Source organism: Pseudomonas sp. S3_A09, from assembly GCF_054668065.1.
This window is the reverse complement of the sequence record NZ_CP162752.1, coordinates 3,879,236-3,898,991: the sequence shown is the minus strand read 5'-3', so window position 1 is coordinate 3,898,991 and position 19,756 is coordinate 3,879,236. Positions and strand designations below refer to the sequence as shown.

Genomic DNA, 19,756 nt, shown 5'->3' with positions numbered 1-19,756 from the left:
GAGAGCTGAACCATGCAAACCAAACTGCTGATCAACGGCCAACTGGTAGAAGGCGAAGGCCCGGCCCAGGCTGTATTCAACCCGGCGCTCGGCCGCGTGCTGGTGGAAATCAACGAAGCCAGCGAAGCCCAGGTCGACGCCGCCGTGCGCGCAGCCGATGCGGCGTTCGAAAGCTGGTCGCAAACCGCACCCAAAGACCGCTCGCTGTTGCTGCTGAAACTGGCGGACGTGATCGAAGCCCACGGCGAAGAGCTGGCCCAGCTGGAATCGGACAACTGCGGCAAGCCCTACAGCGCCGCCTTGAATGATGAGATCCCGGCGATTGCCGATGTATTCCGTTTCTTTGCCGGCGCCAGCCGTTGCATGAGCGGTTCGGCAGGCGGTGAATACCTGCCCGGCCACACCTCGATGATCCGCCGCGACCCGGTGGGCGTGATTGCGTCCATCGCACCGTGGAACTACCCACTGATGATGGTTGCCTGGAAAATCGCCCCGGCCCTCGCCGCCGGCAATACCGTGGTGCTCAAGCCGTCGGAACAAACCCCGCTGACGGCCCTGCGCATGGTCGAACTGGCCGCTGACCTCTTCCCGGCCGGTGTGCTCAACCTGGTGTTCGGCCGCGGGCCAACCGTCGGCAGCCCGCTGGTGAACCACCCGAAAGTGCGCATGGTGTCGCTGACCGGCTCCATCGCCACCGGCGCAAACATCATCTCCAGCACCGCCGACAGCGTGAAGCGCATGCACATGGAGCTGGGTGGCAAGGCGCCAGTGATCATCTTCAGCGACGCGGACATCGACGCCGCCGTGGAAGGCATCCGCACCTTCGGCTTCTATAACGCCGGTCAGGATTGCACCGCAGCCTGTCGGATTTACGCGCAAGCGGAGATCTACGAGCAGTTTGTCGAGAAACTCGGCGCGGCGGTCGCCAGCATCAAGTACGGCTTGCAGGATGACCCGGCCACCGAGCTGGGCCCATTGATTACCGCGCAGCATCGCGACCGTGTCGCAGGTTTCGTCGAACGCGCCGTGGCGCAGTCGCACATTCGCCTGATCACCGGCGGCAAGGCGGTGGAAGGCAATGGCTTCTTCTTTGAGCCGACCGTACTGGCCGACGCGCAGCAGGACGATGAGATCGTGCGCCGCGAAGTGTTCGGGCCGGTGGTATCGGTGACCCGGTTCACTGATGAAGCGCAGGTGCTCGGTTGGGCCAACGATTCGGACTACGGCCTGGCGTCGTCCGTGTGGACCGCCGATGTAGGACGCGCCCACCGCTTGGCCGCACGCCTGCAGTACGGCTGCACGTGGGTGAATACCCACTTCATGCTCGTCAGCGAAATGCCCCACGGCGGTCAGAAACTGTCCGGGTATGGCAAGGACATGTCCATGTATGGGTTGGAGGACTACACCAGCGTGCGCCATGTGATGTTCAAGCACTGACGATTTAACCCGGCATCCGTTCTGGATGCCGGGAACCTATAACAATAATTTTCAGGATCTCCCATGGATATCACCCGCCGCGACTTCCTCAACGGCGTCGCCATCACGATTGCCGCTGGCATGACCCCGCTGCAAATCCTGCAAGCCGCCCCCGATGGCCGTTACTACCCACCTGCCCTCACCGGCCTGCGCGGCAGCCATGCCGGCTCGTTCGAAGTGGCGCACCAGATGGGCTGGGAAAAGAAGGTGTTCGACACCGACAAACTGCCGATCACCGAGGATTACGACCTGGTGGTGGTCGGTAGTGGCTTGAGTGGTTTGTCGGCGGCGTGGTTCTACCGCGAAAAACACCCCAAGGCGAAGATCCTGATCCTGGAAAACCACGACGACTTCGGCGGCCACGCCAAGCGCAACGAATTCCAGGCCGGTGGCCGCATGATCATCGGCTACGGCGGGAGCGAGGCTTTCCAGTCGCCCAACCACCTGTACAGCAAGGAAGTGAACGGGCTGTTGAAAACGCTCGGGGTGAATATAAAGCGCTTTGAAACCGCCTTCGATCGCCAGTTCTACCCAGGCCTGGGGCTCTCGCGCGGGGTGTTCTTCGACAAGGAAAACTTCGGCGAAGACAAACTGGTGACCGGCGACCCGACCCCGATGGTGGCTGACGATGTTGCACCAGGCCAGCTGAATGCCCGCGCCATCCGCGATTTCATCAATGACTTCCCATTGCCAGCGGCAGACCGCCAGGCCCTGATCGAGCTGCACATGGCGCCCAAGGATTACCTGCCGGGCAAGACTGCCGAAGAAAAGGCCGACTACTTGGCAGCAACCAGCTACCGCGATTTTCTGCTCAAGAACGTAGGATTATCGGAAGGCGCGGTGAAGTATTTCCAGAGCCGCACCAATGACTTCATGGCGTTGAGCATTGATGCCGTCGCTTCGGCTGACGCCTACAGCGTGGGTTTCCCAGGCTTTGCCGGGATGAACCTGGCGCCCATCAGCGAAGAAGCGGCAGCGGAAATGGAAGAGCCCTACATCTACCACTTCCCCGATGGAAATGCCTCGGTGGCGCGCTTGCTGGTGCGCAGCCTGATCCCGGGCGTGGCGCCAGGGCATACCATGGACGATATCGTGCTGGCGACGTTCGACTACGCCAAGCTCGACCAGCCCAAGGCAGCCGTGCGATTGCGCTTGAACAGCACGGCGGTCAGCGTGCGTAACGTCGACAACGGCGTGCATATCGGCTACAGCCGTGGCGGACAACTCGCACAGGTGCGCGGCAAACGCTGCATCCTGGCCTGCTACAACATGATGATCCCGTACCTGTTGAAGGATCTGCCGGCGCCGCAGGCCCATGCCCTGAGCCAGAACGTAAAATACCCGCTGGTGTACACCAAGGTGGTGATCCGTAATTGGCAGTCGTTCCAGACACTGGGCGTGCATGAGATCTACGCGGCGACCCAGCCTTACAGCCGCATCAAGTTGGACTACCCGGTGAGCATGGGAGGCTACGACCACCCGCGCGACCCGACACAGCCGATCGGCTTGCACATGGTCTACGTGCCCACCAGCCCCAACAGCGGCATGAACGCCCGCGACCAGGCCCGTGCCGGGCGGGGCAAACTGTATGGGCAGACGTTCGAGCAGTTGGAAGCGCAGTTGCGTGATCAGTTGCAACGTATGCTCGGGCCGGGTGGGTTCAACCATGAGACCGACATCCTGGCGATCACTGTCAACCGCTGGTCACACGGTTATGCGACCTTCTCCAACAGCTTGTTCGATGATGCCGATGAAAGCGAAGCGTTGATGAAGCTGGCGAAAAAGCCGGTGGGGCATGTGAGTATCGCTAACTCGGATGCGGCGTGGAGTGCGTATGCCCATGCGGCGATTGATGAGGCGTACAGGGCAGCGGGCGAAGTGGCCTGAACGTGACCTGACGCCTGAACCTAATGGGGGAGCGGGCTTGCCTGCGATGCGGTCGACTCGGCCTCCAGTCTGACCGAGCTGATGCCATCGCAGGCAAGCCCGCTCCTACATGGGGTCGTCTTCTTTCCTGAGGAGTGTGTTCGCTCGCCCCCCCTGCAACACCTTGTTTCACTTGCAACGCCATCACCCCGCCATCAATCAATTTTCCTACGTCATCGAACCGCTTAAGCTATCCAGCGTCTGTTTAATGTCCGTTGCGTTTGGTCGAAGGCATGTCCGAACCGTAATTTCTGATCCAGCACGTGCCAGGAACGGCGCGGGATTTGCTCACGACAGGTTGTCTCTATGCACCGCAGGAATTTGCTCAAAGCGTCCATGGCCATTGCGGCTTACACCGGTTTGTCGGCCAGCGGCCTGCTCGCCGCCCAAGCCTGGGCGGGGAACCGTGCTGCCGATGGCAAGGCCGTGGCGTTCGACTTCGAATCGCTCAAGGCCCAGGCCAAACAACTCGCCGGGACCGCTTACAAGGACACCAAACAGGTACTGCCGCCGACACTGGCGACCATGACGCCCCAGAATTTCAACGCCATCGGCTACGACGGTAACCATTCGCTGTGGAAGGAATTGAACGGCCAATTGGACGTGCAGTTCTTCCACGTCGGCATGGGCTTCAAGACCCCGGTGCGCATGCACAGTGTTGACCCCAAGACCCGCGAAGCGCGAGAGGTACATTTCCGGCCGTCGCTGTTCAACTATGAAAAGACCACCGTCGACACCCAGCAACTGACTGGCGACCTGGGCTTTTCCGGCTTCAAGCTGTTCAAGGCGCCGGAGCTGGACCGTCATGACGTGCTGTCGTTTCTCGGCGCCAGCTACTTCCGCGCGGTGGACAGTACCGGGCAGTACGGCCTTTCGGCCCGTGGCCTGGCCATCGACACCTACGCAAAAAAACGCGAGGAGTTTCCCGACTTCACGCAGTTCTGGTTTGAAACCCCGGACAAGAACGCCACACGCTTCGTGGTCTATGCCCTGCTCGATTCGCCGAGCGCTACCGGCGCCTACCGCTTCGATATCGACTGCCAGGCCAACCAGGTGGTGATGGCGATCGACGCGCACATCAATGCGCGTACCACCATTGAACAACTGGGTATCGCACCAATGACCAGCATGTTCAGCTGCGGCACTCACGAACGCCGTATGTGCGACACCATCCACCCGCAGATCCACGATTCGGACCGCCTGGCGATGTGGCGCGGCAACGGCGAGTGGATCTGCCGCCCGCTGAACAACCCGGCCAAGTTGCAATTCAACGCGTTCGCCGACAAAGACCCGAAAGGCTTCGGCCTGGTGCAGACCGACCATGAGTTCGCCAGCTACCAGGACACTGTGGACTGGTACAGCAAGCGCCCAAGCCTGTGGGTCGAACCGACCACTGCCTGGGGCGAAGGCTCCATCGACCTGTTGGAAATTCCTACAACCGGCGAAACCCTCGACAACATCGTGGCCTTCTGGACCCCGAAAAAACCCGTGGCGGCCGGCGACTCGCTCAACTACGGCTACAAGCTGTACTGGAGCGCGCTGCCACCGGTAAGTACACCGTTGGCGCAAGTCGACGCTACTCGTTCGGGGATGGGAGGCTTTACCGAAGGTTGGGCACCAGGTGAACACTACCCACCGGTGTGGGCGCGCCGTTTTGCCGTGGACTTCAAGGGCGGCGGCCTGGATCGCCTGCCACCGGGCACCGGGATCGAGCCGGTGGTGACGTGCTCCCACGGTCAGGTCAAGGATTTCAGCGTGCTGGTGCTGGATAACATCAAGGGCTACCGCATTCTGTTTGACTGGTACCCGACCAGCGACAGCGTGGAGCCGGTGGAACTGCGCTTGTTTATCCGCACCCAGGACCGCACCTTGAGTGAAACCTGGTTGTATCAGTACTTCCCGCCGGCACCGGACCAGCGTAAGTACACCTGATCGTCCCTTGTAGACGTTGGCTTGCCGGCGCTGGCATCACTGCGGTGCGACTGACGCATCGCGGTGCCTGCATCGCTGGCAAGCCAGCGCCTACAGGTGCTCAAAACCGCGACACACTCTTCATCGCCCCCATCAAATAGCGCATCGCCACCTGATCGCTCTCGGTCAGGGCGCGATACTGCGTCAGCAGTTCCACCTCATCCGAACTCAGCCTTCGGCCCCGTAAAGACACACTGCGGGCCAGAAACGACGCCACCACCCCCGCTACACCATAGGACTTGGCCATGGACTGCTTCTCCTGATATCCATCAAATACTCCCTTTGCCCATAACCGCCGCCCATGAAGCGCAATGCCTCAATGAACAAACCGACTGACTTCCTGGGCCAGAAATCAGACTTACTCTAAGCGTAGAAACGATCTTGCCAAGCGTGGGATTTTTTAGAGTAAAAACTTAAATAATGGGTTTTGAGCAAAAAGCTTGCAGTATTTTCCTACGCACCATTTAATTGAGTGACCACTCAATTAATTAATGAACCCACTATGCGCACCGTCGATCCGCAACAACGCGAAACCAAGCGCATGGCGCTGCTTGATGCCGCATCCCGGTGTTTCGCCGAAGCCGGGTTTGTCGCTACCCGCACAGCCGACATCTGCACCGCCGCCGGAATGAGCGCCGGTAACCTGTTCCATTACTTCGCCAGCAAGCATGAAGTGCTGCTGGCGTTGGTGGCGCGCGAAGGTGAGCAGATTCGGCAGGGCATGGCACCTCTGGCCGACGCCGAAGACCCGATGGCGACTTTGCTGGCGTTTGTCGACCACACCTGCCATTTGGCCTGCGACCGCCACTACGCCGGCCTGGCCTTGGAGATTTCCGCTTTGGGCCACCGCGATGAAGCGGTGGCACACCTGATGAAGGCCAACGACCGCTATTTGCGCGAAGGCCTGGAAGCGCTGATCAAAGCCGCCGACCGCGCCGGGCAACTTCACACATCACTCTCTGCGCCTGAAGCCGCCAGTTGGCTGGCCACCCTGATCGATGGCATGTTCGCCCGCGTCGCAGCCGATGCGGACTTCCACCCGGACCAACAGACGCAAGTGCTGCGCGGCCTGGTGGTGCACCTGCTGCAAGGGCGCTGAAGATGACCCCGACACGCTTGGTGCACGTCGATGCGTTACGCGGCTTTGCCCTGTTTGGCATTCTGGCCGTGAATATCTGCGCGTTCGCCGACCCTTATTACGCATCAACCCTCACCAACCCCGACTATGCCGGCACCGTCGACCACGTGGTCCGGTTTGTCATTTCGCTGCTGTTCGAAACCAAGTTCTACCTGCTGTTTTCCTTTCTGTTCGGCTACAGCTTTACCTTACAGATGGCCGCCGCCGAACGTGCCAATGCTGCTTTCGCACCGCGAATGGTGCGCCGGCAATTGGCCCTGCTGGCCCTGGGGCTGGCCCACGGCGCTGCACTGTATTACGGGGAGATTCTTTCCACCTATGCCTTGCTCGGCCTGGTGCTATTGGCGGCTCGCAACCTGTCTCCGGCCAAGGCGTACCGTTGGGGCATTTGCCTGGTGGTGACCGCCTGTTCGGCGTGGATGCTGCTGGGTGTGCTGCAAGCATTGGAAGGCAACCTGACCGGGGTCTCAAGCCCCGACGCCGCAGACAAACTCGTGGCGTTTACTGGCAGTGCAGTGGATACCCTGCGTTTTCACAGTGGCCATCTGTGGAGCACCGTGCAGGCGTTATGGTTGTTGCAAGGGCCTAGCGCCCTGGCGATGTTCTTCTTCGGTTATGCCGCCGGACGACGCCAGCTGTTGGTAGCCCCGTACGCCTGGCAGCCGCGCCTGAGCCGCTTGCTGCTCATCACACTGCCCGCAGGCCTGTTGGGCGCAATGATCTATGCCTTGAGCGCCGCCTATGCCCCCGGTGGCGGCCTGGAAACCTTTGCCTTTGGCGTGGGGCAACTCACGGCACCGTTATTGAGCGCCGCCTATGCCCTGCTGATGCTCGCACTGTTCAGCTCTGCCGCCGGGCCTTGGCTGTGCCACTGGCTGGCCCCGGTGGGCAAGATGGCCCTGAGCAACTACCTGCTGCAATCGGTACTGCTGGGGTTGCTGTTCAGCGGCTATGGCGCAGGCCTGATCAACACGCTCGCCCCGCTGCTGATGTTGCCCGTGGCACTTGGGATCTTTGCCCTGCAACTGTGGCTGAGTGCACGCTGGCTGCGTACCCACCCTTATGGGCCGATGGAGTGGCTGCTACGCGCGGCGACGCTGTGGGCCTGGCCGAACTGGCGGCGCACGGCCTAGAAAAAACCCACCGTGGTCAGCGGTGGGTTATGGCAGAGCCCAGAAGGTCAATCGCGCAGGTCCGACTCATGAGTCGGCTGATCCCGGTGCGTCGCTCGCTGATATTGCGCCGGCCAGATGGCCTTGCGCCCGCCCAGGTCATCATCGGCATGCAACGGCCAGTACGGGTCACGCAACAGCTCGCGGGCCAGGAAGATGATATCCGCCTGACAGGTGCGCAGGATGTGCTCGGCCTGGGCTGGCTCGGTGATCATGCCAACGGTGCCGGTGGCCATGCCCGACTCTTTGCGCACGCGCTCGGCGAAGCGGGTCTGGTAGCCGGGGCCGGTGGGAATCTCGGCATTGGCGGCGGTGCCACCGGACGAGACGTCGATCAGGTCCACCCCCAAGTCCTTCAGGCGACGCGCCAGCTCCACGGTTTCATCGGGGTTCCAGCCGTCTTCCACCCAGTCGGTCGCCGAGACCCGCACAAACAGCGGCAGCTCCTGGGGCCAGACATCACGCACAGCCTGGGTCACTTGCAGCACCAGGCGGATGCGGTTTTCGAACGAGCCGCCGTACTGGTCCTGGCGCTGGTTGCTGATGGGTGAGAGAAATTGATGCAGCAGATAACCATGGGCCGCGTGGATTTCCACCACTTCGAAGCCGGCGGTCAACGCGCGCTTGGCGGCGGCGACGAAGTCGGCGATCACTTGCTGGATCTGGCCTTCGTCCAACTGCTTGGGTGGGGTGTGCTGGGGGTCGAAGGCAATGGGTGATGGCCCCACCGGTGTCCAGCCGCCCTCTTCCACTTTGACGCTGCCATGCTTGCCGATCCAAGGCCGATGAGTGCTGGCCTTGCGCCCGGCGTGGGCCAGTTGAATACCGGCCACCGCGCCTTGGGCAGCGATGAAACGCGTGATGCGTTGCAGCGGTTCGATCTGTGCGTCATTCCACAACCCAAGGTCCTGGGCGGTAATGCGGCCATCGGCAGTTACGGCGGTGGCTTCGGTGAAAATCAGCCCGGCACCACCGACGGCACGGCTGCCAAGGTGCACCAGGTGCCAATCATTGGCCAGGCCATCTTGCGCCGAGTATTGGCACATCGGCGAGACCGCGATGCGGTTTAGCAGGGTCAATTGACGGAGCGTGTAGGGTTCGAGCAGCTGACTCATGGCGCACCTCTTCTGGGTTCTGTGGGCACTATTCAAACGGTGCTTAGAGCCTAGTCGACAACGCTGGATTGCACAGGGTTCAGAAAGGAAAGCGGGAGCCGATTGCCGGCCCCCGTGCAGCAACAGCTTACATTTCGACCTGGGTACCCAGTTCGATCACCCGGTTTACCGGGAGTTTGAAGAAGCGCAGGTTGCCGTTGGCGTTCTTCAACATGAAGGCGAACAACCCCTCACGCCAGCGGGCCATGCCCTTGATCCGCGAGGCGATCACCGTTTCGCGGCTGAGGAAGTAGGTGGTGCGCATCGGGCTGAAGTCCAGGTCATCGAGGTGACACAACTTCAGCGCTTCGGGCACGTCCGGCTCGTCGGTAAAACCAAAGTGCAGGATCACGCGGAAAAAGCCTTCGCCGTAGGCGTCCACCTCGAACCGCCGTGCGGCCGGCACGCGGGGAATATCCTCGTAGACCACCGTCAGCAGCACCACTTGCTCATGCAGCACCTGATTGTGCAGCAGGTTGTGCAACAGCGCGTGGGGCACGGCGTCCGGGCGCGCGGTGAGGAACACGGCGGTGCCCTGCACGCGATGGGGCGGCTGCACGCGGATACTGCCGATAAAGATCGGCAACGGCAGGCCGCCCTCGTCGAGGCGGTCCACCAGCAATTGCTTGCCGCGTTTCCAGGTTGTCATCAGCACAAACAGCACGATCCCCGCCAGCACCGGAAAGGCGCCGCCCTGGATGATCTTCGGCACGTTGGCAGCGAAGTACAGGCCGTCCACCAACAGGCAGCAGACCAGGACCGGCACGGCCAGAATCGGAGGCCACTTCCACAGCAGCAGCATCACTGCCGACACCAGAATGGTGGTCATCAGCATGGTGCCGGTCACCGCCACGCCGTAGGCCGATGCCAATGCGTTGGACGATTCGAAGCCCAGTACCAGCAGGATCACACCGACCATCAGCGACCAGTTCACCGCGCCGATGTAGATCTGGCCCTGTTCGGCGCTGGAAGTGTGCTGGATATGCATGCGCGGGATGTAGCCCAGCTGGATCGCCTGGCGCGTCAACGAGAACGCACCGGAAATCACCGCCTGGGACGCAATCACCGTGGCCAGGGTGGACAACACCACCAGCGGGATCAGCGCCCAGCTAGGCGCCAGCAAGTAGAACGGGTTGCGCGCGGCTTCCGGATCACCGAGCAGCATGGCGCCCTGGCCGAAATAATTGAGCACCAACGCCGGCAACACCAGCATGAACCAGGCGCGAGCGATGGGTTTGCGGCCAAAGTGGCCCATGTCGGCGTAGAGGGCTTCGGCGCCGGTCAGTGCCAGCACCACCGCGCCGAGGATGGCCACGCCAATCCCAGGATGAGCCTCGAAGAAGCGCACCGCCCAGATCGGGTTCATGGCACTGAGCACTTCAGGGTGCAGGGTGATGCCATACACACCCAAACCACCCAGCACCAGGAACCAGGTCACCATCACCGGACCGAACAGCTTGCCGATATGGTCGGTGCCATGTTTCTGGATCAGGAACAGCGCGACCAGAACCACCAGAGCGATCGGCACTACCCATTTTTCCAGGCCGTCGAAGGCCAGCTCCAAGCCCTCAACAGCGGACAAGACGGAAATCGCCGGGGTGATCATGCTGTCGCCGTAGAACAGCGCCGCGCCGCACAGGCCACACACCACCAGGAAACTGCGCAACTTCTTGCGCTCCCCCGCCGCCCGTCGTGCCAGTGCGGTGAGCGCCATGATGCCGCCCTCGCCCTGGTTATCGGCGCGCAGCACGAACAGCATGTATTTGATCGACACCACCCAGATCAGCGACCAGAAGATCAGCGCCAGGATCCCCAGCACGCCGTCATGATTGACCTGAACCCCATAACCGCCGTTGAACACCTCTTTAAGGGTGTAGAGCGGGCTGGTCCCGATATCGCCATAAACCACCCCAACCGCTGCCACCAGCATACCAATCGGCTTGGCGTTTGAATGCTCGGCACCTGCTGCCTGATTACTCGCGTGACCCATCAACAACTCCTGCCCTTTGACCTGCGGTCTTTTATTACAACGCGTCTAAGCTGACCCTAGCATGCGCTGTTTTACTTCTCGTAACAGACGTTTTGTTGACCTTAGGACTTTACCTACGCGCAACGGCGCGAAGCATAGCGCAGCACTCGTCGCATTTCCCTGCATAAAGCTGGTCAAGTGCGTTGCCCGTCGCTAGAATTGCGCACTTTTTGATCAGAGGCGCACCAAGCGCCCGTCCGCAGCCCTGTCGTGCCCGACTGGCGGCGTCATTCAATACCGAGGTTAGACATGTCCACCACCATCGCAAAGGCCAACCCCAAGGTTGGCTTTGTTTCCCTGGGTTGCCCGAAGGCTCTGGTCGACTCCGAGCGCATCCTCACGCAACTGCGTATGGAAGGCTATGACGTTGTGTCCACTTACCAGGACGCCGACGTGGTGGTGGTCAACACCTGCGGCTTTATCGATTCGGCCAAGGCGGAATCCCTGGAAGTGATCGGCGAAGCGATCAAGGAAAACGGCAAGGTCATCGTGACCGGCTGCATGGGCGTGGAAGAAGGCAATATCCGCAACGTGCACCCGAGCGTGCTGGCGGTGACCGGCCCGCAGCAGTACGAGCAGGTAGTCAACGCGGTGCACGACGTGGTGCCACCGCGCCAGGACCACAACCCGCTGATCGACCTGGTGCCGCCGCAGGGCATCAAGCTGACACCACGCCATTACGCATACCTGAAGATTTCCGAAGGCTGCAACCACAGCTGCAGCTTCTGCATCATTCCATCGATGCGCGGCAAGCTGGTCAGCCGCCCGGTCGGCGACGTACTGGACGAGGCCCAGCGCCTAGTCAAATCCGGCGTCAAAGAGCTGTTGGTGATCTCCCAGGACACCAGCGCCTACGGCGTCGACGTGAAATACCGCACCGGTTTCTGGAACGGCGCGCCGGTAAAAACCCGCATGACCGAACTGTGCGAAGCCCTCAGCAGCCTGGGTGTGTGGGTGCGCCTGCACTATGTCTACCCGTACCCGCATGTGGACGAGCTGATCCCGCTGATGGCCGCCGGCAAGATCCTGCCATACCTGGACATCCCGTTCCAGCACGCCAGCCCGAAAGTGCTCAAGGCCATGAAACGCCCGGCTTTCGAAGACAAGACCCTGGCGCGCATCAAGAACTGGCGCGAGATCTGCCCGGAACTGGTCATCCGCTCGACGTTCATCGTCGGCTTCCCCGGCGAAACCGAGGAAGACTTCCAGTACCTGCTGGACTGGCTGACCGAGGCCCAACTGGACCGCGTCGGCTGCTTCCAGTATTCGCCGGTTGAAGGTGCCCCGGCCAACCTGCTGGACCTGGCCGTGGTGCCGGACGACGTCAAGCAGGACCGTTGGGAGCGTTTCATGGCGCACCAGCAGGCCATCAGCTCGGCGCGCCTGCAACTGCGCATCGGCAAGGAAATCGAAGTCCTGATCGACGAAGTCGATGAACAAGGCGCGGTTGGTCGTTGCTTCTTCGATGCACCGGAAATCGACGGTAACGTGTTTATCGACGACGCCAGCGGCCTGAAGCCGGGAGACAAGGTCTGGTGCACCGTGACCGACGCCGACGAATACGACCTGTGGGCTGAAAAGCGCGACTGATCGGTAACACTGTAAAAAGCCCTGCATCTGATCAAGATGTGGGGCTTTTTTAGGTCTATCGTTTGCCCATCGCCAATCATCGGCAGGGGCAGCGAGCATGCGTCGGCATTCGGTTATCCACACACCTAAATCCAGCGATTATCAAAAACTGACTGAAATCTGGGAGTCCTCGGTGCGGGCTACCCATGATTTCCTGCCGGACAGCTACATCGAGCTACTGAGGAACCTCGTGCTGACTCACTACCTGGACACGGTGATGCTGATTTGCACCAAAGACTCGCACCAACGCATCACCGGGTTTGCCGGTGTCGCCGCAGGCAAGGTCGAGATGCTGTTTATCGACCCGCAGCACCGTGGCCAGGGCCTTGGCCGGCAATTGCTGCGCTATGCGATCGAGCATATGAATGCCGACGAGCTGGAAGTGAACGAGCAGAATCCCCAGGCCTTGGGCTTCTACCTCAAACAGGGGTTCGAGGTGATCGGGCGCACGGAGCATGACGGCCTGGGCCAGCCCTATCCGTTGCTGCATATACGTTTGCGCCAGCAGCAACACCTGCGCAGTGGCTGACGAACCGAGGCGATGCCATCGCAGGCAAGCCAGCGCCCACAAAAAGCGACGGCACTGAAATGGGGCCGGGATTAACCGGCGCCAGGCAGGTACAATAGCTGCCCCCTTTTGCTACGGCCCATGTCATGACTGACCCCATACGCCTCTCCAAACGCCTTATCGAACTGGTCGGTTGCTCCCGTCGGGAGGCTGAGCTGTTCATCGAAGGCGGCTGGGTCTCGGTGGACGGTGAAGTGATCGACGAACCACAGTTCAAGGTCACCACCCAGAAGGTCGCACTCGACCCGGACGCCAAGGCCACCGTGCCCGAGCCGGTGACCATCTTGCTGCACGCCCCGGCCGGCATAGATGCCGAGACGGCCATGGCATCGATCAGCGCCGAGACGCTCTCGGAGGAACACCGCTTCGGCAAGCGCCCGCTCAAGGGCCACTTCCTGCGTCTCACCGCCAGTGCCGACCTGCAAGCCAAGGCCAGCGGCCTGCTGGTGTTTACCCAGGACTGGAAGATTCTGCGCAAGTTGACCGCCGATGCCGCCAAGATCGAGCAGGAGTATGTGGTGGAAGTCGAAGGCGACATGGTTGCCCACGGCCTCAATCGCCTGAACCACGGCCTGACCTACAAAGGCAAGGAACTGCCGGCGGTCAAAGCCAGCTGGCAGAACGAAAACCGCCTGCGCTTCGCGATGAAAAACCCGCAGCCAGGCGTGATCGCGCTGTTCTGTGAAGCGGTTGGCCTCAAAGTCATCGCCATTCGTCGTATCCGCATCGGCGGCGTGTCCATCGGCAAGGTGCCGGTCGGCCAATGGCGTTACCTGTCCGGCAAAGAGAAGTTCTAAGCCGCCCTTTTTCCCGGCGCCGCCTGATGGGCGGCGCCCTCAGTTGAATACCAGGATTGCCCACCATGATTCACAACGACGTACTGCGCAGCGTGCGCTACATGCTCGACATCAGCGACAACAAGATGGTCGAGATCATCAAGCTCGGCGGCATGGACGTGACCAAGGACGACCTGCTGACCTACCTCAAGAAAGATGAGGAGGAAGGCTTCGTGTTCTGCCCGGATGAAGTCATGGCGCACTTCCTCGATGGCCTGGTGATCTTCAAGCGCGGCAAGGACGAAAGCCGTCCGCCACAGCCGATCGAAACCCCGGTGACCAATAACATCATCCTCAAGAAGCTGCGCGTGGCCTTCGAGCTGAAGGAAGACGACATGCACGCCATCCTCAAAGCCGCCGAGTTCCCGGTGTCCAAGCCTGAGCTGAGCGCGCTGTTCCGCAAGTTCGGCCACACCAACTATCGCCCATGCGGCGACCAGTTGCTGCGCAACTTCCTCAAGGGCCTGACCCTGCGGGTTCGCGCGTAAGCCATGAGTTACAACGTCTCGCCCGTCGGCTTCGTGCGCTCCTGCTTCAAGGAGAAGTTCGCCATCCCACGCCAACCGCAACTGGCACCGGCCGCCCGTGGCGTGCTGGAGCTGGTGGCGCCGTTCGACGGTGGCGAGGCAGTACAGGGCCTGGAGCAGGTCAGCCATGTGTGGTTGCTGTTCCTGTTCCACCAAGCCCTGGAAGACAAGCCCCGCCTGAAAGTGCGCCCGCCTCGCCTGGGTGGCAATACGTCCATGGGCGTGTTCGCCACCCGCGCCACGCACCGCCCGAATGGCATCGGCCAGTCAGTGGTGAAGCTGGACAAGGTGGAGCCGGGGCGGCTGTGGATCTCCGGGATTGATCTGCTCGATGGCACACCGGTGCTGGATATCAAGCCGTATGTGCCGTATGCCGACATCGTCGACACGGCCACCAACGACATCGCCAGCGGCGCGCCGCAGCTGATCCCCGTGCAGTGGCTGAAGACTGCCCTGCAACAGGCACAAGGCCATGCCCAGCGCCTTGGCGAGCCACTGGTGGAACTGATCGATCAGTGCCTGGCACAGGATCCACGGCCGGCGTACCAGACGCCAGGGCCAGAACGGGAATATGGCGCACAGTTCTGGGACGTGGATGTGCGTTGGCACTATCCCGAGGCTGGGGTGATTTGTGTGCTGGAAGTGCTTCCAGCGGGATAAACCCCGAAAACCAGTGTGGGAGCTGCTCCCACACAAGCTGGCTCCCACATTTTTGGATCAGTGTTTATTTCTCGACGAACGCCCGCTCGATCAAGTAATCACCCGGCTCACGCATCCGTGGCGAAACTTTCAGGCCGAAGCTGTTCAACACTTCGCTGGTTTCGTCCAGCATGCTTGGGCTGCCGCACAGCATCGCGCGGTCGTCCTCGGGGTTGATCGGCGGCAGCCCGATGTCGCTGAACAGCTTGCCGCTGCGCATCAGGTCGGTCAGGCGCCCTTCGTTTTCGAACGGCTCGCGGGTCACGGTCGGGTAATAGATCAACTTGTCGCGCAGGGCTTCGCCGAAGAACTCGTTTTGCGGCAGGTGCTCTGTGATGAATTCGCGATACGCGACTTCGTTGACGTAACGCACGCCGTGGCACAGGATCACTTTTTCAAAGCGCTCGTAGGTTTCCGGGTCCTGGATCACGCTCATGAAGGGAGCCAGGCCAGTGCCCGTGCTGAGCAGGTACAGGTGTTTGCCCGGCTTCAAATCGTCAAGCACCAGGGTGCCTGTCGGTTTTTTGCTGATGATGATCTCGTCGCCTTCCTTCAAGTGCTGCAATTGGGAAGTCAGCGGGCCATCCGGCACCTTGATGCTGAAGAACTCCAGATGCTCTTCCCAGTTCGGGCTGGCAATGGAGTAAGCGCGCATGAGCGGGCGGCCGTTGGGTTGTTGCAGGCCGATCATCACGAACTGACCGTTCTCGAAGCGCAGGCCCGGATCGCGGGTGCACTTGAAGCTGAACAGAGTGTCGTTCCAGTGATGAACACTGAGGACACGCTCGTGGTTCATGTTGCTCATGTACGGGGGACTCCTGGAAATGGGTCTGCGCCAAATGTAGTTGCGCAATTGCACAGCATTCTAATGGCGGCGACAATATCTGTTAACTGGATTATTAAGATAAGGGTTATCGGTTATATCGATATGCGATTTACTCTCCGTCAACTGCAAGTCTTCGTCGCCGTCGCCCAGCAGGAAAGCGTCTCGCGCGCTGCTGGCCTTCTGGCCTTATCTCAATCCGCCGCCAGCACCTCGATCACTGAGCTGGAGCGCCAATCCAGCTGCCAATTATTCGACCGCGCGGGTAAGCGCCTGAGCCTCAACGCGCTCGGTCATCAGCTTTTGCCCCAGGCGGTGGCGCTGCTGGACCAGGCCAAGGAGATCGAGGACTTGCTCAACGGCAAATCCGGCTTCGGTTCCTTGGCGGTCGGCGCCACCCTCACCATCGGCAATTACCTGGCGACCCTGTTGATTGGCAGCTTCATGCAGCAACATCCCGAGAGCCAGGTGAAGCTGCATGTGCAGAACACTGCCCATATCGTGCACCAGGTAGCGCACTACGAAATTGACCTGGGTCTAATAGAAGGCGACTGCAGCCACCCGGACATCGAGGTGCAAACCTGGGTGGAAGATGAACTGGTGGTGTTTTGCGCGCCGCAGCATCACCTGGCCAAGCGTGGCGTGGCGAGCATGGACGAGTTGACCCATGAGGCGTGGATCCTGCGGGAACAAGGCTCAGGCACACGCCTGACCTTTGACCAAGCCATGCGCCATCACCGTAGCGCGCTGAATATCCGTCTGGAGCTGGAGCATACCGAGGCGATCAAACGAGCGGTGGAGTCAGGGCTGGGGATTGGCTGCATTTCACGGCTGGCGCTGCGTGACGCGTTTCGCCGTGGCAGCCTGGTGCCGGTGGAAACCCCGGATCTCGACCTGGCCCGGCAGTTCTACTTCATTTGGCACAAACAGAAGTACCAGACCTCGGCGATGCGAGAATTCCTGGAGCTGTGCCGCGCCTTCACCGCTGGGGTGCAGCGCAGCGACGAGATCGTGCTGCCGAGCATTGCCTGAGGGTTAGATCAGGATCACGCCCCAGACCAGGGTGATCATGGTCAGCGCGACGAATTGGGCGGCGCTGCCCATGTCCTTGGCGTTTTTCGACAGCGGGTGTCGATCCAGGGAGATGCGGTCGATCGCCGCCTCCACCGCCGAATTGAGCAACTCGACGATCAACGCCAGCAGGCACACCGCGATGAGCAAGGCACGCTCGACCCGGCTGACATTCAGGAAAAAACTCAGCGGGATCAGGATGACGTTGAGCAACACCAACTGGCGGAACGCCGCCTCGCCAGTGAATGCTGCGCGCAGGCCATCGAGGGAATACCCCCTGCATTGAAGATACGTTTGATACCGGTTTGACCCTTGAAAGGCGACATAGACGTAGGCAACTGAACCAAAGGAGTGGGGAAACTAGATCACGCAAAGTCAAAAAAGCGTGAATCGGGAGCAGCTTAGTGCTGCGAAATTGACTCAAGTTGTTGCAAGAGCAGCGCCGCCTGGGTACGCGTTCGCACGCCCAACTTGCGGAAAATCGCCGTGACATGGGCCTTGATCGTCGCTTCCGACACGCTCAGCTCATAGGCAATCTGCTTGTTCAACAAGCCTTCGCAGACCATGGTCAGCACGCGGAACTGCTGCGGTGTCAGGCTGGCAAGACCATCACGGGCAGCCTTGGCTTCGTCGGACACGTTGATTTCTTCAAACGCCCGCGGCGGCCAGGACACATCGCCATCGAGCACGGTGCGCACGGCTTTCTGGATATCTTCCATCGCACTGGACTTGGGAATGAAACCACTGGCGCCAAACTCCTTGGAACGCACCACCACGTCGGCCTCTTCCTGGGCCGAGACCATCACCACGGGGATCTGAGGATATTGACCGCGTAACAGCACCAATCCCGAGAAACCGTAGGCGCCGGGCATGTTCAGGTCGAGCAGCACCAGGTCCCAGTCGGATTTTTCGGTGAGGCGGGCTTCCAGCTCGGCAATGCTGGCCACTTCGACCAGGCGTACGTCCGAACCAAGGCCCAAGGTCACGGCCTGGTGCAGTGCACTGCGAAACAGCGGGTGGTCATCGGCTATCAGGATTTCGTATGTGGCCATTGATTAAATGATCCTGTTTTCAGGGGTGCCCTGATCGGCGCCCAGCATGCCCAGCGTAGCCTGGAGGGTCAAGCGCTACGCCCGTGGGGATTTTAGCGGGTTGCGGGTTCGTGGTGCCATCATGCAAACGTCGACTGGTTATACCGTCGGAATATAGGGAGCAAGGCGCGCATGAACAGAGTCCGCCGGATCCAGCGGCATCTGGAACTTGGCGGCCAGGTAATGGGTGCTGAATACATCCAGGTAGGCGTCCAGGACTTCACTGGCTACCCGATCATCCGCCAATTCAAGACACAGAGCGGCGACTTCGGCGGTGCAGAAGTGGTCGTCGCGCTTGGAACGCCGCAACTTGTAGCGCGACAGCTGTTCCGGCGCCAGGCTGAGCACCGGCAAATGCTCCAGGTAGGGGCTTTTGCGGAACATTTTGCGCGCCTCACTCCAGGTGCCGTCCAGCAGGATGAACAGCGGGCGCTTGCTCTGTCCCACCTTCACTTCACTGACCACACGCTCCGGCGCGACGAATTCGCCGGGGAATACGATATAGGGCTGCCACTGCGGGTCAGCCAGCAAGGTCAGCAGGTCAGGATCGACCTCGGTGCGCGACCAGGCGAACGCCGTGGTGTCGTCGATCACATCGGCGATCAGCCAACCGGTATTGCTGGGTTTCATGGGTTCCACGTCATGCATCAGCAGGCACATCGCTGAGGTTGCGGCGATTTTGGGTCGCCAGGCACACAGGCAATACTCAGGAATGACCCGGCAGCCGGGGCAGCGCTCGGCACGCGAACCACGATTGAGGAACGGACGGACGGCACGGGCCAGGCGCTGGGTGCGCAGTCGGGAAACGGCGTGGCTCATTGGATGCGCCGGTGGAACGGGTAAATCGACACGGAGAAAACTCGTGGACGGCTGAAGTGGCGGCAGTTTACCAGCGATACGCCTGGCTGTAGTGGCCAGGGCTCACCTATAATTGCGCGCCACTGAACGCACAGCGCAGTGGCTGGTCTATGCACCAGTAACCGAATCAGGAGAGTTTCATGCTGCGTTCCATGCTGCGTCTTGTCGCCCCATCCGTCGCCCTCGCGCTGGTATTGCCCGTGTGCGCCCAGGCGGCCTCGCTGCTGGAGGCCCAAATGAACCGGAAGCTGCAAAGCGTTGCGGCTGAGAGCAACAAAGACCTGCCCCGGGAAATCGACGAAAAAACCCTGGAAGTGGCCTACACCGTTGAAGGCATGCAACTGATCGATCACCTGAGCGTCTTGCCTGATCGCGCCGAACAGATGCGCGCCAACCCCAAGGCTGTGTATTTCCAGCTCGGCCAGAGCGTATGCCTGAACAAGGGCTACCGCGAGCTGATGGCCAAGGGTGCGGTGATGCGTTACGAAATCACTGAGAACAAGACCAACCGTCCTGTGGCTTCAGTAAAGTTCGTGGAAGCGGATTGCCCGGCACCGGCTGCGGCAAAAAAGAAAAAGTAACGGCTTGACCTTCGCGCGCTACCGTCCGGTGGCGCGCACTCCCCCCGCTTCAAGTCCTACCAGGCAGCTAGACTCCCTACTGGGCGGCCAATAAGTGGTTGCCAGCCAAGGGTTTTCCGGCCCATGATCAAGTCATCCCGACCTTTCATTCACAGCGCTTTTCATGCTGTTCTGTAACATTTTCAGGGCAAAAGAAGGTTGCCTCCC

At 60.8% G+C, this 19,756-nt stretch carries 18 protein-coding genes and 1 pseudogene; 12 read left to right on the top strand and 7 right to left on the bottom strand.

All coding sequences use genetic code 11. The features are described from left to right. Positions 1-12 precede the first annotated feature (12 nt). The 3 genes from AB4N92_RS18145 to AB4N92_RS18135 all read left to right on the top strand — a co-directional run bounded on the left by AB4N92_RS18145 (position 13) and on the right by AB4N92_RS18135 (position 5,334). Positions 13-1,437, top strand: a complete 1,425-nt coding sequence (locus AB4N92_RS18145) for a gamma-aminobutyraldehyde dehydrogenase (RefSeq protein ID WP_236267188.1) — start codon at positions 13-15, stop codon at positions 1,435-1,437. Positions 1,438-1,500: 63 nt separating this feature from the next. Beyond that, complete coding sequence (locus AB4N92_RS18140; protein WP_236267187.1) at positions 1,501-3,363, top strand: flavin monoamine oxidase family protein; 1,863 nt, start codon at positions 1,501-1,503, stop codon at positions 3,361-3,363. A gap of 345 nt (positions 3,364-3,708) precedes the next feature. Then, on the top strand, positions 3,709-5,334 hold the full coding sequence (locus tag AB4N92_RS18135) for a glucan biosynthesis protein D (RefSeq protein WP_010212664.1): 1,626 nt from the start codon (positions 3,709-3,711) through the stop codon (positions 5,332-5,334). A gap of 100 nt (positions 5,335-5,434) precedes the next feature. Here AB4N92_RS18135 and AB4N92_RS18130 read toward each other — a convergent pair whose 3' ends face one another. Next, a complete protein-coding gene (locus AB4N92_RS18130; protein WP_010212665.1) occupies positions 5,435-5,620 on the bottom strand; it encodes a hypothetical protein in 186 nt (61 codons plus the stop codon). Between the two features lie 255 nt (positions 5,621-5,875). Here AB4N92_RS18130 and AB4N92_RS18125 point away from each other — a divergent pair, with 255 nt between their 5' ends. Together AB4N92_RS18125 and AB4N92_RS18120 are read left to right on the top strand one after the other, a co-directional pair. Then, positions 5,876-6,472: a TetR/AcrR family transcriptional regulator gene (locus tag AB4N92_RS18125; protein ID WP_021492454.1), complete on the top strand. Its 597-nt coding sequence runs from the start codon at positions 5,876-5,878 to the stop codon at positions 6,470-6,472. A gap of 2 nt (positions 6,473-6,474) precedes the next feature. Continuing rightward, on the top strand, positions 6,475-7,644 hold the full coding sequence (locus tag AB4N92_RS18120; RefSeq protein ID WP_047541328.1) for a DUF418 domain-containing protein: 1,170 nt from the start codon (positions 6,475-6,477) through the stop codon (positions 7,642-7,644). Positions 7,645-7,691: 47 nt separating this feature from the next. On the opposite strand, the gene AB4N92_RS18115 is transcribed toward AB4N92_RS18120, so the two are convergent. Beyond that, positions 7,692-8,798 carry an NADH:flavin oxidoreductase/NADH oxidase gene (locus tag AB4N92_RS18115; protein ID WP_236267186.1) on the bottom strand — a complete coding sequence of 369 codons (1,107 nt, stop codon included), beginning with the start codon at positions 8,796-8,798 and terminating at the stop codon, positions 7,692-7,694. A 127-nt stretch (positions 8,799-8,925) separates the two neighbouring features. Further along, the gene (locus AB4N92_RS18110) at positions 8,926-10,827 is read right to left on the bottom strand and encodes a potassium transporter Kup (protein WP_010212670.1); all 1,902 of its coding nucleotides are present in this window, start codon (positions 10,825-10,827) and stop codon (positions 8,926-8,928) included. A gap of 288 nt (positions 10,828-11,115) precedes the next feature. Between AB4N92_RS18110 and rimO the strand changes: the two genes are divergently transcribed. The 5 genes from rimO to tsaA all read left to right on the top strand — a co-directional run bounded on the left by rimO (position 11,116) and on the right by tsaA (position 15,086). Next, positions 11,116-12,456 carry a 30S ribosomal protein S12 methylthiotransferase RimO gene (gene rimO / locus AB4N92_RS18105; RefSeq protein WP_268934428.1) on the top strand — a complete coding sequence of 447 codons (1,341 nt, stop codon included), beginning with the start codon at positions 11,116-11,118 and terminating at the stop codon, positions 12,454-12,456. 97 nt (positions 12,457-12,553) lie between these two features. Next, complete coding sequence (locus tag AB4N92_RS18100) at positions 12,554-13,024, top strand: GNAT family N-acetyltransferase (RefSeq protein WP_236267185.1); 471 nt, start codon at positions 12,554-12,556, stop codon at positions 13,022-13,024. A 125-nt stretch (positions 13,025-13,149) separates the two neighbouring features. Then, entirely contained in the window at positions 13,150-13,860 is a 711-nt protein-coding gene (locus AB4N92_RS18095; protein ID WP_042571732.1) for an rRNA pseudouridine synthase, read from the top strand. Positions 13,861-13,925: 65 nt separating this feature from the next. Continuing rightward, positions 13,926-14,387 (top strand): YehS family protein, encoded by a 462-nt coding sequence (locus AB4N92_RS18090; protein WP_010212675.1) that lies wholly within the window; start codon positions 13,926-13,928, stop codon positions 14,385-14,387. Positions 14,388-14,390: 3 nt separating this feature from the next. Further along, positions 14,391-15,086 (top strand): tRNA (N6-threonylcarbamoyladenosine(37)-N6)-methyltransferase TrmO, encoded by a 696-nt coding sequence (gene tsaA, locus AB4N92_RS18085; RefSeq protein WP_010212676.1) that lies wholly within the window; start codon positions 14,391-14,393, stop codon positions 15,084-15,086. 64 nt (positions 15,087-15,150) lie between these two features. Here tsaA and fpr read toward each other — a convergent pair whose 3' ends face one another. After that, on the bottom strand, positions 15,151-15,930 hold the full coding sequence (gene fpr, locus AB4N92_RS18080; RefSeq protein ID WP_003189055.1) for a ferredoxin-NADP reductase: 780 nt from the start codon (positions 15,928-15,930) through the stop codon (positions 15,151-15,153). Positions 15,931-16,053: 123 nt separating this feature from the next. Between fpr and AB4N92_RS18075 the strand changes: the two genes are divergently transcribed. Further along, positions 16,054-16,980, top strand: coding sequence for a LysR family transcriptional regulator (locus AB4N92_RS18075; RefSeq protein ID WP_010212678.1), 927 nt, complete (start codon positions 16,054-16,056; stop codon positions 16,978-16,980). A 3-nt stretch (positions 16,981-16,983) separates the two neighbouring features. On the opposite strand, the pseudogene AB4N92_RS18070 reads toward AB4N92_RS18075, so the two are convergent. From AB4N92_RS18070 to AB4N92_RS18060, 3 genes and pseudogenes are all read right to left on the bottom strand, one after another. Beyond that, positions 16,984-17,345: pseudogene (locus tag AB4N92_RS18070) on the bottom strand (diacylglycerol kinase). 75 nt (positions 17,346-17,420) lie between these two features. After that, on the bottom strand, positions 17,421-18,071 hold the full coding sequence (gene erdR, locus AB4N92_RS18065; protein ID WP_021492458.1) for a response regulator transcription factor ErdR: 651 nt from the start codon (positions 18,069-18,071) through the stop codon (positions 17,421-17,423). Positions 18,072-18,209: 138 nt separating this feature from the next. Continuing rightward, complete coding sequence (locus AB4N92_RS18060; protein WP_042571731.1) at positions 18,210-18,929, bottom strand: tRNA-uridine aminocarboxypropyltransferase; 720 nt, start codon at positions 18,927-18,929, stop codon at positions 18,210-18,212. Positions 18,930-19,108: 179 nt separating this feature from the next. Between AB4N92_RS18060 and AB4N92_RS18055 the strand changes: the two genes are divergently transcribed. Next, positions 19,109-19,549 carry a PA3611 family quorum-sensing-regulated virulence factor gene (locus AB4N92_RS18055; protein WP_010212685.1) on the top strand — a complete coding sequence of 147 codons (441 nt, stop codon included), beginning with the start codon at positions 19,109-19,111 and terminating at the stop codon, positions 19,547-19,549. Positions 19,550-19,756: the final 207 nt, after the last annotated feature.

What these genes read in the sequence shown, in the direction of transcription:
- AB4N92_RS18145 (WP_236267188.1), top strand. Translation starts at nt 13, where the DNA reads ATGCAAACCAAACTGCTGATCAACGGCCAACTGGTAGAAGGCGAAGGC.
- AB4N92_RS18140 (WP_236267187.1), top strand. Translation starts at nt 1,501, where the DNA reads ATGGATATCACCCGCCGCGACTTCCTCAACGGCGTCGCCATCACGATT.
- tsaA (WP_010212676.1), top strand. Translation starts at nt 14,391, where the DNA reads ATGAGTTACAACGTCTCGCCCGTCGGCTTCGTGCGCTCCTGCTTCAAG.
- AB4N92_RS18120 (WP_047541328.1), top strand. Translation starts at nt 6,475, where the DNA reads ATGACCCCGACACGCTTGGTGCACGTCGATGCGTTACGCGGCTTTGCC.
- AB4N92_RS18060 (WP_042571731.1), bottom strand. Translation starts at nt 18,929, where the DNA reads ATGAGCCACGCCGTTTCCCGACTGCGCACCCAGCGCCTGGCCCGTGCC.
- AB4N92_RS18075 (WP_010212678.1), top strand. Translation starts at nt 16,054, where the DNA reads ATGCGATTTACTCTCCGTCAACTGCAAGTCTTCGTCGCCGTCGCCCAG.
- AB4N92_RS18130 (WP_010212665.1), bottom strand. Translation starts at nt 5,620, where the DNA reads ATGGCCAAGTCCTATGGTGTAGCGGGGGTGGTGGCGTCGTTTCTGGCC.
- AB4N92_RS18095 (WP_042571732.1), top strand. Translation starts at nt 13,150, where the DNA reads ATGACTGACCCCATACGCCTCTCCAAACGCCTTATCGAACTGGTCGGT.
- AB4N92_RS18090 (WP_010212675.1), top strand. Translation starts at nt 13,926, where the DNA reads ATGATTCACAACGACGTACTGCGCAGCGTGCGCTACATGCTCGACATC.
- AB4N92_RS18110 (WP_010212670.1), bottom strand. Translation starts at nt 10,827, where the DNA reads ATGGGTCACGCGAGTAATCAGGCAGCAGGTGCCGAGCATTCAAACGCC.
- AB4N92_RS18055 (WP_010212685.1), top strand. Translation starts at nt 19,109, where the DNA reads ATGCTGCGTTCCATGCTGCGTCTTGTCGCCCCATCCGTCGCCCTCGCG.
- AB4N92_RS18115 (WP_236267186.1), bottom strand. Translation starts at nt 8,798, where the DNA reads ATGAGTCAGCTGCTCGAACCCTACACGCTCCGTCAATTGACCCTGCTA.
- fpr (WP_003189055.1), bottom strand. Translation starts at nt 15,930, where the DNA reads ATGAGCAACATGAACCACGAGCGTGTCCTCAGTGTTCATCACTGGAAC.
- erdR (WP_021492458.1), bottom strand. Translation starts at nt 18,071, where the DNA reads ATGGCCACATACGAAATCCTGATAGCCGATGACCACCCGCTGTTTCGC.
- AB4N92_RS18125 (WP_021492454.1), top strand. Translation starts at nt 5,876, where the DNA reads ATGCGCACCGTCGATCCGCAACAACGCGAAACCAAGCGCATGGCGCTG.
- rimO (WP_268934428.1), top strand. Translation starts at nt 11,116, where the DNA reads ATGTCCACCACCATCGCAAAGGCCAACCCCAAGGTTGGCTTTGTTTCC.
- AB4N92_RS18135 (WP_010212664.1), top strand. Translation starts at nt 3,709, where the DNA reads ATGCACCGCAGGAATTTGCTCAAAGCGTCCATGGCCATTGCGGCTTAC.
- AB4N92_RS18100 (WP_236267185.1), top strand. Translation starts at nt 12,554, where the DNA reads ATGCGTCGGCATTCGGTTATCCACACACCTAAATCCAGCGATTATCAA.